This is a genomic window from Pasteurella oralis (assembly GCF_042681465.1).
GTDB lineage: Bacteria > Pseudomonadota > Gammaproteobacteria > Enterobacterales > Pasteurellaceae > Pasteurella > Pasteurella oralis.
The window spans coordinates 20237-33135 of the sequence record NZ_JBHUFP010000025.1; the positions used below are offsets into that span (position 1 = coordinate 20237).

General features: G+C 36.8%; 12 protein-coding genes and 2 tRNA genes. 3 read left to right on the top strand and 11 right to left on the bottom strand.

The annotated features are described in order from the left end of the window. Positions 1 to 3: 3 nt before the first annotated feature. From ACFSAV_RS09450 to ACFSAV_RS09475, 6 genes are all read right to left on the bottom strand, one after another. The gene (locus ACFSAV_RS09450) at positions 4 to 630 is read right to left on the bottom strand and encodes an NADH:ubiquinone reductase (Na(+)-transporting) subunit D (protein ID WP_101775487.1); all 627 of its coding nucleotides are present in this window, start codon (positions 628 to 630) and stop codon (positions 4 to 6) included. Next, positions 623 to 1405, bottom strand: coding sequence for a Na(+)-translocating NADH-quinone reductase subunit C (locus ACFSAV_RS09455; protein ID WP_379098920.1), 783 nt, complete (start codon positions 1403 to 1405; stop codon positions 623 to 625). Before ACFSAV_RS09455 ends, ACFSAV_RS09450 begins: the two co-directional genes overlap by 8 nt. Next, complete coding sequence (locus ACFSAV_RS09460; RefSeq protein ID WP_101775489.1) at positions 1398 to 2630, bottom strand: NADH:ubiquinone reductase (Na(+)-transporting) subunit B; 1233 nt, start codon at positions 2628 to 2630, stop codon at positions 1398 to 1400. The genes ACFSAV_RS09455 and ACFSAV_RS09460 overlap by 8 nt, the downstream gene beginning before the upstream one ends. 2 nt (positions 2631 to 2632) lie before the next feature. Further along, on the bottom strand, positions 2633 to 3976 hold the full coding sequence (locus tag ACFSAV_RS09465) for a Na(+)-translocating NADH-quinone reductase subunit A (RefSeq protein WP_379098924.1): 1344 nt from the start codon (positions 3974 to 3976) through the stop codon (positions 2633 to 2635). 530 nt (positions 3977 to 4506) lie between these two features. Next, entirely contained in the window at positions 4507 to 5535 is a 1029-nt protein-coding gene (locus ACFSAV_RS09470; protein WP_379098927.1) for an ABC transporter permease, read from the bottom strand. A gap of 7 nt (positions 5536 to 5542) precedes the next feature. Continuing rightward, the gene (locus tag ACFSAV_RS09475) at positions 5543 to 7039 is read right to left on the bottom strand and encodes a sugar ABC transporter ATP-binding protein (RefSeq protein WP_379098930.1); all 1497 of its coding nucleotides are present in this window, start codon (positions 7037 to 7039) and stop codon (positions 5543 to 5545) included. A gap of 140 nt (positions 7040 to 7179) precedes the next feature. Here ACFSAV_RS09475 and ACFSAV_RS09480 point away from each other — a divergent pair, with 140 nt between their 5' ends. Beyond that, complete coding sequence (locus tag ACFSAV_RS09480) at positions 7180 to 8121, top strand: sugar ABC transporter substrate-binding protein (protein ID WP_379098933.1); 942 nt, start codon at positions 7180 to 7182, stop codon at positions 8119 to 8121. Between the two features lie 80 nt (positions 8122 to 8201). Here the strand turns inward: ACFSAV_RS09480 and ACFSAV_RS09485 are convergent, their stop codons facing one another. Next, positions 8202 to 8513 (bottom strand): BolA family protein, encoded by a 312-nt coding sequence (locus ACFSAV_RS09485; protein ID WP_379098936.1) that lies wholly within the window; start codon positions 8511 to 8513, stop codon positions 8202 to 8204. 137 nt (positions 8514 to 8650) lie between these two features. Here ACFSAV_RS09485 and ACFSAV_RS09490 point away from each other — a divergent pair, with 137 nt between their 5' ends. Next, positions 8651 to 9244, top strand: coding sequence for a YajG family lipoprotein (locus ACFSAV_RS09490; RefSeq protein ID WP_379098939.1), 594 nt, complete (start codon positions 8651 to 8653; stop codon positions 9242 to 9244). A 233-nt stretch (positions 9245 to 9477) separates the two neighbouring features. After that, positions 9478 to 10308 carry a class I SAM-dependent methyltransferase gene (locus ACFSAV_RS09495; RefSeq protein WP_379098942.1) on the top strand — a complete coding sequence of 277 codons (831 nt, stop codon included), beginning with the start codon at positions 9478 to 9480 and terminating at the stop codon, positions 10306 to 10308. Positions 10309 to 10472: 164 nt separating this feature from the next. Here the strand turns inward: ACFSAV_RS09495 and ACFSAV_RS09500 are convergent, their stop codons facing one another. The 4 genes from ACFSAV_RS09500 to ACFSAV_RS09515 all read right to left on the bottom strand — a co-directional run bounded on the left by ACFSAV_RS09500 (position 10473) and on the right by ACFSAV_RS09515 (position 12698). Continuing rightward, the gene (locus ACFSAV_RS09500) at positions 10473 to 11969 is read right to left on the bottom strand and encodes a disulfide bond formation protein B (protein WP_379098945.1); all 1497 of its coding nucleotides are present in this window, start codon (positions 11967 to 11969) and stop codon (positions 10473 to 10475) included. Positions 11970 to 11985: 16 nt separating this feature from the next. Further along, entirely contained in the window at positions 11986 to 12153 is a 168-nt protein-coding gene (locus ACFSAV_RS09505) for a hypothetical protein (RefSeq protein ID WP_167383040.1), read from the bottom strand. Between the two features lie 389 nt (positions 12154 to 12542). Next, a tRNA-Asn gene (locus ACFSAV_RS09510) sits at positions 12543 to 12618 on the bottom strand. A 4-nt stretch (positions 12619 to 12622) separates the two neighbouring features. Continuing rightward, positions 12623 to 12698, bottom strand: a tRNA-Phe gene (locus ACFSAV_RS09515). Between the last annotated feature and the right edge of the window lie 201 nt (positions 12699 to 12899).

Below are 12899 nucleotides of genomic sequence, written 5' to 3' on the forward strand. Positions count from 1 at the left end.
AGACTATTTCTCCACCTGCTCTGGTTTTAAGGTACGGATACCCCAAATAATAAAACCGATAATAAAGAATGCGCTCGGTGCAAGCAGGAATAAACCATTGGTTTGATACCAACCACCATCTTGAATAGTTTGGAAAACAGTCATACCAAATAATTTACCTGAACCAATCAATTCACGAATAAAGGCAACTGAAATTAAAATTGCACCATAACCTAGACCATTACCAATACCATCAACTAAACTTTCTAACGGACGTGATTTCATCGCAAAAGCTTCTGCGCGCCCCATCACGATACAGTTAGTAATGATCAAACCAACGAAAACCGAAAGTTGTTTAGATAGACCATAGGCATATGCACGTAAAATTTGGTCAACCAAAATTACTAATGAAGCAATAATGGCCATTTGCACAATAATACGCACGCTATTTGGAATATAGTTACGGATCAATGAAATAAATAAGTTAGAAAATGCTGTTACAAAGGTTACAGCCAATGTCATCACGACTGCAGTTTCTAACTTGGTAGTGACCGCCAGTGCAGAACAAATACCTAAAATCTGTAATGCGATCGGGTTGTTGTCCATAATTGGAGATAACAACAAGCCTTTTAACTTTTTAGTATCAGCCATTGTTTAACGCTCCTGCTTTAAGTTTTGCTAAGAAAGGACCGAAACCTTTTTGACCTAACCAGAATTTGAATGAGTTATTCACACCGTTACTGGTTAAAGTTGAACCTGAAATTGCATCAATACCATGTTCAGCATTGCTTGACGCACCTTTACCTACAAATAAACCTATTTGATTATCTGAGGTATAAAGCTTTTTGCCAACAAACTGTGCTTGCCATTTCGGGTTTTCGATTTCACCACCCAATCCTGGGGTTTCACCTTGATCGTAATAAGTAATACCATTGACTGTATTACCATCAGGCTGTACTGACATAAAGCCATACATCACTGACCATAAACCTGTACCATAGAATGGTAAAACGACTTGCGTCACTTGACCTGCATCATTTTTTACAAGATACACTTCAGCAAAATTTGCACGTACACGAATATTCGCAACATCTTCTTCCGCTGCTAATTTAACGCTTTGCGCTGGATCTTTAACTGCTTTTGCAGCATCAAAACCAACTTGAGCAGGCGCAAAATCACCTGTATTTAGGTCAACTAAGCGAGCTTCAATATTTTTTGCATAGATAGTTTTGATTTCACTATTTTTAGTGCCTTCTTTTAATAAACCAGCAACACTTAAAATATTCTTTTGCTTATCTAATTCTTTTTGTTCAATTTGAGTTGGTTTAAGTAATACCGCAGAACCTGCTACGATAATAGAACAAACTAAACTCAATAACACAATGACGAGAAGTGTTCCGCCAACGCTATCTTTATTCTTAAACATTGCGAGCTCTCCGACGCTTAATATTGGCTTGAACGACAAGGTAATCAAATACTGGTGCAAATAAGTTAGCAAATAAAATCGCTAACATCATACCTTCTGGATAAGCAGGGTTAACCACACGGATTAATACCGCCATCGCACCGATTAAAATACCATACCACCATTTTCCTTTATTAGTGAACGCCGCTGAAACAGGATCTGTTGCCATAAAGAACATACCAAGTGCGAAGCCACCTAATACTAAATGCCAATGCCAAGGCATTGCAAATAATGGATTTGTATCTGAACCAATTAAGTTAAATAACGTTGAAATTGCGATCATACCAACCATCACACCAGCAATAATGCGCCAAGAAGCAATACGGGCAAAAACGATCACTGCTGCACCAATTAATAATGCTAAAGTTGATACTTCACCAATAGAACCTGGAATATTACCTAAAAATGCATCCATCCAAGTAATAGGTTGACCCGTCACAACATGTTTTAAGCCCACTTGACCTTCAACCGCCCATTGTGAAAGTGCTGTTGCACCAGAGAAACCATCAGCTGCAACCCAAACTGTATCACCAGAGATCTGTGCAGGATAAGCAAAAAATAAGAATGCACGCGCAGCTAAAGCTGGGTTCATGAAGTTTTTACCAACACCACCAAAAATTTCTTTCGCGACAACAACACCGAATGTCGTTGCTAATGCTGCCTGCCATAATGGTAAAGTTGGAGGCACAATTAACGCTAAGAGAATTGAGGTAACAAAGAAACCTTCGTTAATCTCATGTTTACGCACCATGGCAAATAAAACTTCCCAGAAACCACCCACTAAAAAGACAGTTAAATAAATAGGTAGGAAGTAAGTAGCGCCTAACAGCATTTTACTTACCCAACCAGCAGATGCCGTTAAATCTGCACCTAAAGCATTACTTAAAGCATATTGCCAATGGTTTGCAATCGCCTGTTGTAATGTGCCTAAAGCATCTGTAGCAAGGATTGCCTGCGCTCCAACGTTATACATACCGTAGAACATCGCAGGGAAAAGCGAAAGCCACACTAATACCATCATACGTTTTGAATCTAACGCATCACGCACATGAGAAGCTTTGTGCGTTACTGTACCTGGCGTATATAAAAAGGTTGCGGTTGCTTCAAACAATGCATACCATTTTTCATATTTTCCACCCGGTAAAAACGCAGGTTCAATTTTTTCAATAAAATGTTTTAAACCCATTTTTAACCTTCCTTCTCGATCTTATCTAACGCTTGACGTAAGAGCGGACCATATTCATTTTTACCAGGACAAACAAAGGTACAAAGTGCTAAATCTTCTTCATCTAGCTCTAAACAACCTAATGTTTGTGCCGAATCTGTATCACCAGCGCTCAAATCACGTAATAATAAAGTTGGAATAATATCCAATGGCATTACACGCTCATACGCACCGATTGGTACCATCGCACGCTCACCGCCATTTACTGCGGTAGTAAAGTTGAATAATTTCTTCGAGAAATGCCCTAATACAGTACGAGAAAGTGAATATTTATTTGCACCCGGCATAATCCAGCCTAAGAATTCTTTCTCACGACCCTCTTCTAAAACCGATACTTGTAATGCATAGCGACCTAAATAATCCACAGGACCTACTGCTTTTACCCCACTTAATACAGAGCCAGAAATGACGCGATTTTCGCCATCTTTCAGCTCGTTAGCGGTTAACTGCGAAAGATTTGCGCCCATAACAGTACGCACTAAGCGAGGATTTTTTACCTGAGGACCCGCTAATGAAATAACACGGTTGACATCAAGTTCACCCGTTGTAAATAAATGGGCAATCGCAATGACATCTTGATAATTAATATACCAAACTGACTTTGTTACGCTGACAGGATCAATAAAATGAATATGTGTACCACTTAATCCAGCAGGATGTGGACCAGCAAAATCTTTCACTTCTAAATTTTCAATATTTGCTGTACTAGGAATATGAGTATCAGGTGCTTTACAAAGGTATACTTTACCTTCATGCAAACGGCTTAATACTGTTAAACCTTGTAAAAATGCTTGCTCATGTTCTTTTAAAATCACTTGAGGATCAGCTGCTAATGGATTGGTATCCATCGCATTAACAAAAATGGATACAGGGGTTGCATCAATGGCAGGTACTTTACTGAAAGGACGCGTACGAAGTGCGGTCCATAATCCTGAAGTTTGTAAATTTTGACGAACTTGCTCTGAAGTAAGCTGTTTTAATTCCTCTGCGGAATACTTGGTAAAAGTGATTTGCTCGTCACCTTCCACTTTAATTACCACAGATTGTAAAACACGCTTAGCACCGCGATTAATCGCAGTTACAGTACCACTTGCAGGTGCAGTAAATACTACGCCAGGATTCTTTTTATCTTCAAAAAGTACCTGACCTTTCTTTACAATATCACCTTCGCGTACCTTCATTGAAGGACGCATTCCCACATACTCTTCACCAAGCAAAGCAACTTCGGTGATAGCATTGCCATCACAGATTACCTGCTCTGGCTTCCCAGCGATAGGAAGATCCAAGCCTTTTTTAATCGTAATCATATTGTTTGCACTACTTTTAGTCAGATTAAAAATATAGTTACAGTCAACACAACTGTAACCTCGTCTTGAGTAATGATTTCAGCTTATTGTCATAGTGCTTAGTGCGCGATAACAACAGACTTAATTTCACATAAATTAAAACTCAAATTCTGTTTTCGCCTCTATTTTGAATCAAGAAAAATGCCATCAACTGTTCAAAATACAAACGTTAAAATTTTGCTAAAATTAAACGCTTTATTTTAACCAAATAATAACTTTGGTGCCACTTCCACACTCTGTTTTTCGTTATTTTTAGCTAAAAAAAGTGATTTTTTTGAACGATGTCAAATTTTGCTCTTATAGGGTAAGTCACAATTACTCATAAAGTGTTAGCTTAGTAAACATAATTTTATTGTGTAGTATTATGCATGAACGAAATAACGATCACCGTAACAGCATTTAATTCAGTTTAAAAATAGTACACAAAATAAAGCCTAGTTAAATTAAAACAATTAACTAGGCTCATGCGCAAAAGTTTGAATTACACAAAACTATTCTCTAAAAAATAAACGTTTTAAACGTTGAGTAGATATTTCACCACGACGAAGTTGATCTAAGAAAACCGCTAAAATAATGACTAGACCGATAATTAAACGCTGCAAATATGAAGTCACATTTAACAATGTCAACCCATTTTGTAATACCCCCATAATTAGTGCACCGATAGAGGTACTAATCACCGAGCCTACACCGCCTATTAAACTCGTTCCACCAATAACCGTTGCAGCAATTGCATCTAACTCATAGCCATTACCAGCAATAGGCTGTGCCGCATTCAAACGCCCCACTAAAATAACCGCACCAATCGCGGCTAAAGCACCATTAATTACATAGGCTTTAATTTCAAGTTTCTCAATATTAATCCCTGACAATCGAACGGCTTCACGATTACCACCTAATGCATAAATTTGCCGCCCAAATACAGTTTGAGTCAGTACATAAAAACTGACTAGTACAACAATTAACGCAATAATTACAGGGATAGGGATCGCAAATGTTTCTGTCAATGCAATACGTCCATTTCCTAAAAAACGTAATGCTTCTGGAAAATTATAAATTGTTTTCCCATCTGAAATAGTTAAAGCTAATCCTCTAGCAATCCCCATCATGCCCAATGTTGTTATAAAAGGCGTAACTTTACCATAAACAATCACCAGTCCATTTACATAACCACAGAGTATCCCAACAAAAATAGCAGCTAAAACAGCACCTATAACCACACACAACACAGCAAAACTTGAAGGTTCTTCACCTAACCAGTCCATCCCCCAATGTGTAAATACGCCTAAACACACCGCACTTAACGCCACAATAGAGCCTACAGATAAATCAATTCCCCCCGTTAAAATCACATAAGTCATCCCCACAGAAATCACACAAATGATAGATACCTGCAATAAAATATTCATTATGTTATTCGCAGATAAAAAAACATCGGAACTAAAAGACATACCGATAATCATAAGCAGCAAAATGATGCCGATTCCTAATTTTGAAAAGACTTTTCTTAAACTTGTCATAGCACACCTACTCATCCACACCTATCATTAAACGCATTAAATTTTCTTCTGAAATATCTGCTTTATCGGTCACTTCTTTAACAATTGCTCCTTGTCGCATCACAATCACTCTATCAGACATCGTAATTAACTCAGGTAAGTCTGAAGAAACCATCACAATAGAACCACCTTCATTCGTAAATTGGCGCATTAAGTCATAAATTTCAGATTTTGCCCCCACATCAATACCTCGTGTCGGTTCATCAAAAAACAGAATCTTAACGCCACTTTCTAACCAACGTGCAATGATCACTTTTTGTTGATTCCCACCAGAAAGTGTTTTACTGGTTTGTTCTTGACTCTGAGAGGCAATTCGCAGTTTTTGCCGATTCTCTTCAGCCACTTGACGCTCCAGCGCTTTATTTAAAAAAAGACCATTCCAAAAACGTTTTAAAATTGGCAATGTAATATTTTCTCTAATGCTAAGCCCTAATACTAAGCCTTGTTGTTTTCGATCTTCTGTAATAAAACCAATCTTATGTTTAACTGCCTCCTCAGGAGAGCGAATCCTCACCTCCTGTCCAAAAACAGAAATTGTCCCTTGTGCCTCATCAGCACCAAAAATTGCCCTTAATAACTCTGTCCGTCCAGCACCAACTAAACCTGCAAAGCCAAGAATTTCCCCTTCACGTAAAACAAAAGAGGCGGGTTTAATATGTTTATTGGTCAAATTCTCGACACTTAACGTTTCCCTCGTCGGAATATAATTACGCTGATATTGCGAAAAACTAATTTCACGCCCCACCATTAATTTCACAATTTCATCTGGTGATGTTTCACGATAAGCCATTGTGCCAGTTAATTGACCATCTCGTAGCACAGTAACCCTGTCCGCAATAAACTTAAATTCTTCCAAACGATGGGAGATATAAATCATTGCCACATCTTTTTCTTTTAACTGATGGATAATTTTAAAAAGGGTTTGCGTATTTTTTCGCGAGATAGAAGAGGTAGGTTCATCAAAAATAATCACTTTGTATTCACTAAAAACGGCTTTCGCAATTTCGACCATTTGTTGTTGAGCAATAGATAAATCTGCAACTTTAGCATCAGGGTCAATATCTAGCTCTAACTCACTAATAATTTGTTGCGTTTTCTGTCGCATAACAGCCCAATCCATTTTTCCACAAAATGTCGCTTTTTCATTACCCAGAAAAATATTTTCTAGTACAGATAATTGGGGCACTAACATCAATTCTTGATGAATAAACCCAATACCCAGTGCCTGTGCCTCTTTCACACTTTGTGGCAGATAAGGTTGTCCCTCAAACAACATTTCGCCCTGCTCAAAAGAATAGATACCAGCAATAATCTTGCATAAAGTGGATTTTCCTGCACCATTTTCCCCCACAAGGCAATGCACTTCACCTGCATAAATGTCCATATCTATCTTCTTTAGAATCGGCACACCAAAAAAACTTTTATCAATATCTCTCAGCTTCAAGATGCAATTTTTATGTTTCATAAAATAAATCCACACTTTATTGACTTTCAATTCATAGCATAATTTAAACAGAGTATAAAAAATGTGAAAGAAGTCACGGTTTGAAAATTTTAATCTGTCTATACTGAAACTTCCTGATTCACTCTTAGAGGAGATAGATAATGGCGTCACAACTTTTCAAAAAAACGATAACTGCAACTGCATTACTCATCGCATTATCAAGTTCCGCCTTAGCTGCTGAAAAACCGCAAATTGCATTACTCATGAAAACCCTAAGTAATGAATACTTTATCACTATGCGACAAGGTGCCGAAGAAAAAGCGAAAGAAGTCAATATTGATCTTATTGTGCAAGTCGCTGAAAAAGAAGATTCGACTGAACAGCTTGTAGGCTTAGTAGAAAATATGATCGCTAAAAAAGTCGATGGAATCATTGTTACTCCAAATGACTCTATTGCATTTATTCCTGCTTTTCAAAAAGCAGAAAAAGCGGGAATTCCAATCATTGATTTGGATGTCCGCTTAGATGAAAAAGCAACCAAGAAAGCGGGATTAAAATTTAATTACGTCGGTGTAGATAATTTCCATGGTGGTTATTTAGCTGCAAAAAATCTGACAGAAGCATTAAATAACACAGGTGATGTGGCTATTTTAGAAGGCATTCCTGGTGTAGATAATGGTGAGCAACGCAAAGCAGGTGCGCTTAAAGCATTTGCTGAAGCACAAAATATTAAAGTAGTTGCTTCCCAATCTGCTAACTGGGAAACAGAGCAAGCACTTAATGTTACAACAAATATTTTAACTGCTCATCCAAATATCAAGGGAATTTTTGCTGCTAATGATAATATGGCGATTGGTGCAGTCACCGCAATTGAAAACGCAGGATTAGCTGGAAAAGTTCTTGTCGCAGGTTATGATGGTATTCCACTCGCAATTGACTATGTTAAACAAGGTAAAATGCAAAATACTATTGACCAGCTACCTAAAAAACAAGTCGCTGTTGCGATTGATAGTATTTTGAAAAAATTGAAAAAAGAAGAACTTCCTGAATTCTACTACGTTGATCCTGTCGTTGTAGATAAAGAAAAATCAAAAGAATACTAAACCACTGAACAAAACTTTCTAAAAAAGGACCGCACTTTTACACATCATATCGCAAAAGTGCGGTCTTTTTATCGGTACTTTTATTGCCCAACACCAAGACAATTTGGTGAGTTAGGAAAAGTTTCATTCTGTGCTTGCCATTCCGCTTTGTTATACAAATGTAAAGCTAGGGCATGGATACCATTTTGCAAATCTTCAGCTAAAAATTGATACACTTTGCGGTGACGAGCAACTTTAGTTAATCCATCAAAGTGATCGCTCACTAACACAACTTTAAAATGCGAATCTGTACCACGTCCTGAACTATGCATGTGACTTTCATTTTCAACATGTAAAAAGTGCGGTACAAATTCTTGCGATAATCGAGCAATCAATGCTTGTTGTTTTGACATCTATTTTTTCTCACTACATAAATAAATTTAAGGCATAAAGGCTATACATTCGTACCTAACTTTGCAAGAATAATGTGAATTAATTTTTATACTCAACTGTCTAAGCCATCAGCCCCTTTTTATCTCACGAGGACATTATGAAACTACGTAAAACTTTATCACTTAGCGCACTTATTGCCAGTAGTGTGTTACTCACTGCTTGCCAAACACTACCATCAACGCTAACTTTCACTCCTCCTGCACCAACAGCAGCAATGACGATTAATCAAAGTGCGGTCGTTTTTGTAACAGTTCGCGATAGCCGCCCTCAAACTGAAGTTTCTAGCTATGTTGCTGACGGTAAATTAATCAAGCTATCAGCAACCCCAAGTGTCGCACAGCTTTTCCAACAAGCTGAACAACAAGATTTAATCAGTAAAGGTTTCCGTATTGGTACTGCCCAAAATTCAAATGCTGCTGTTACAGTGGATGTACGTGCTTTTTATGCAAACGTAGAACAAGGCAATTTACGTTATAACATTGATAGCAAAGTTGAGATCACTATTCACGTGCAAGGTGCAAAAGGACAATTTAGCAAAAATATCAATGCTAATCGTACCTATGCGGGTGCATTCTCTGCCAAAAATCCTGAAATCCAAAAAATCTTAGGAGAAACATTTAACGAAGTCGTCAAATCAATTTACAGTGACCATGAAATAGCAAATGCGATTAATACGGTATCTGCACCATAACATTACTGTAGCCAACACAGCCCATCATTCGATCCTAATAAGGTATTAGGATCGAATGCTTCTCAGCAAATAGCTTAAACATCCAATACACAAAACGATTTCCTTGTTTTCCTCCTTAAAAACACAACCCTCGAATAAAATCCTTAAAACTAAATTGAATAATATTTCATTTTTTAATCAATATTTGTTATTATTTTTTGCGAATAATTCTCATTAATAAATAAAGGACGACAATGAACAGTAAAATTTCTCCCCATAAAATTTCTGGTCTTTCCTCTACATTATTAATTCCGTTATGGGCAAAAGCGGTAGAATACGAACGACCAAATTCCTTACTAAAAGATGCAGAAGCAGTCAGAATGTTGCAATTGATTGATTATGATTTCAATAAATTTACATCTGCACGTTTATCACAAATTGGATGTTGTAGTCGTACAAAGCTATTTGATCAAAAAACATTGGAATTTATCCAGCAACATCCAGATGCCGTTGTCGTTCAACTTGGCGCAGGTTTAGATGCACGTTTTGAGCGTTTAAATCAACCACAAATTACCGCTTGGTACGATTTGGATTTACCTGAAGTCATCGCAATACGGCGGCAATTACTCCCTGAAAATAACAATATCTATTTAGAGGACTCGTTATTTAATACTGACTGGATGCAAATTGTTTCTGCGCACAATAAACCTGTCTTATTAATTATTGAAGGTGTGTTGATGTACTTCACAGAAACTGAAGTGAAAAGCTTTCTAGCTACAGTAGCAGAAAAGTTACCGAATGCCACAGTGATCTTTGATATTGTGCCTGTCATAGCTGCTGGTCGAGCAAAACAACATGATGCGCTTAAAAATATGAATGATAAGGAACGACCTGAATTTCTTTGGACTATTAATGATACTCAGAGAATAAAAAAATGGCATGCTAAAATAAATACGATAACAACATATTACTTAAGTGATATCTGTAAAAATCGTTATCCTTGGTGGGTCAAATGCCTCTATCTAACAACTTGGGGAAAAAATTACTTTGACCAGCGTATTGTTTCAATTCAATTTCAGCAGTAAAGCATAAGATCTTATATTGACCCTAAAACAATTTTGCAGAAAATAAAACATAACTGTTGCTTTTTTAGAGTGAAAGAAAAATTCACAAAATATAAGCCAGCAACAAAAAAGCGAAGAGAAATCCTTTCACTTCGCTTTTGCTTACTTATTAAACTAAAACACTCTTACTCAGCTAATGAGTATAGGATATTTTTTCCTTGCTCATAACTCAGAATTTGCATAATCCCATTATTAAATGTAATACCTTGTGGATTTGCAATACCACTAAACTCATAAACTTGCGTAATCTGCTTACTCATTGGATCAATTTTTAATACTTGAGAAAATTGTTTACTTACGGCATATAACGCACCTTCATGTGCAACTAATCCTGTAATGTAATAATCCGCTAAATTAGTATCTTTGCGCATCATAATGCCTTCTTTTACACTAGGCACGAATTCTTCAGAGAGCAAATTGTCTTTTTTATCAAAACGAGAAATGATTAATTTTTTATGCTTCGTATTCGGCACTGTTGCAGAATACACACTGTTATTTTCTGGTAAATAAGCCATAGATAACACATGTAACATACGAGCTCGAACTGTATTATAAGCCCCTCGTGCAGTCACAGTATATTGATCTAACCCCTCAATAAAACTAGGAAAATTTTGTTTCGCAGTACGAGTATCATCTTCTTTAAAAAAGACAAAAATTTTATTCCAACCCAAAACGCCAAATTCAGTTTCACTGAAAAATGCGCTCCCTACAGGCACTCGACCATTAGCACCATTTAAGTGATCTAACACAGCAAAACGTTTTACTTCACTTAATGTACTATCCACTAAATACAAACCCCATTTCTCTGTTGTAATGAAGTACTTATCTTTACCGTTAAATGCAATATCTGTTGCTGGCGCATTAAGTGGCACTTCGATCATATCCTGCTTATGCACAACAAGTTTATTTGTTGCTATTAATGGGGCTTGTGTTGAATCAAGTGTAAATTGTAATTTAGTCGCAGGCTGGCTTGGTAAATCTGGTTGCTCTACATCCCATGCATTACGAAATGCTGTCGGACGACTCAAGCGTTTCCAACTATCAGTTGTCCAATACCAATAATCTGGATTAAATGATAATCGTGCAGGATTACCCACGCCCATATTTGGTGGTAAACCTGTACTCATAAAGGCTTGTACAATATTCCCACCAAGTACAATCATGAAGATGAGCATTATTGTTTTTGTTAACTGACTTAAAGGTTTATAGGATTGGCTAACAAAACTATACACATTTTGAGTAAACCAAAATAATAATGCCGTAAAAACTAACACAACGCCTTGAATCACGATTGGCCAAGTATAAGTATGTGCGCCTAAAATTTCAGCCCACCATCCTTGATGAATATCCCAAGCAAAACTGCCCGAAGAATGCCTAAAACCAGCAAACATCCCAAAAACACCGATAAAGATAATCCAACCGACATATTTAGGTTTTGGTCCATATCTGACAATCATAAAAGCAAACATAACAGTACCGATCATCAACATACGATGTGCCCAACAGAGAATACAAGGCGATTCTTTATCGATGAATCCTAAATAAAAAGAAGCCACACCAAGTACAGCAACAATGGCAAGCGCAGATAAGCTCAATATATTATTAAATGCTTTTTCATTCATGTTGTTCTCTCCCTGCCTAATAATTCACACCTGGTAAAAGCATGCCTTTGGTTGCCATAAAAAACACAAAAAATGCACTCATCACGACTAAACAGGTAATTCGGTATGCTATCTTTTCTTTCTCTGGCTTAGCAAAAATAAGATATGCCGCTATTAGATACAAACAAAGCTGTACTGTTTCCATATAGACTCCTTGTTTAAATAATTAAATATAGAAATGTGATCTATATCACCCTTAACTTCCACTACAAAAATAAGTAGTCAAAATTGTACAGAAATATGGCACAAGTTCAGACATCTAGAATCAATTTACGCTTTTATTTTGCTTAAAATACAATCAATAACTATTCTTATTTGATCTTAAACATTTTTTATACTATTTAATTACACATAAACAATGGCTAATCTTAACAGAATATTGATAAAAAGCGTTCTATCCACTAGAAATGAAATATTAGGAATAAAGTGAAGATTGTTTGTGAAGAAGAGAGGTAATAAAACCTCAAAATAGATATATTGTAATAAGCGATATATAAAAAAGCCCGCTAACCTAATTAGCGGGCTTGAAAAATTTGGCTCCTCCTGCTGGACTTGAACCAGCGACATACGGATTAACAGTCCGCCGTTCTACCGACTGAACTAAGGAGGAATAGTGGTGCCTCGAGGCGGAATCGAACCACCGACACGGGGATTTTCAATCCCCTGCTCTACCGACTGAGCTATCGAGGCAACTCATCAGTGGTGCGTATTAAACGTTTTTTTCAGGTTTAAGTCAACACTTAAATTAAAAAAAATCACTTTTTTTTAATCGGTTGCATATTAAACAAACGAAAAGTGTAAAAAGAGCACAAATCAGCTCATTTTTTATGTTTTTTATTAAAAATAAATAACAAAAATGCTCACTACCATGACAGATAAGTGAGCTGATTA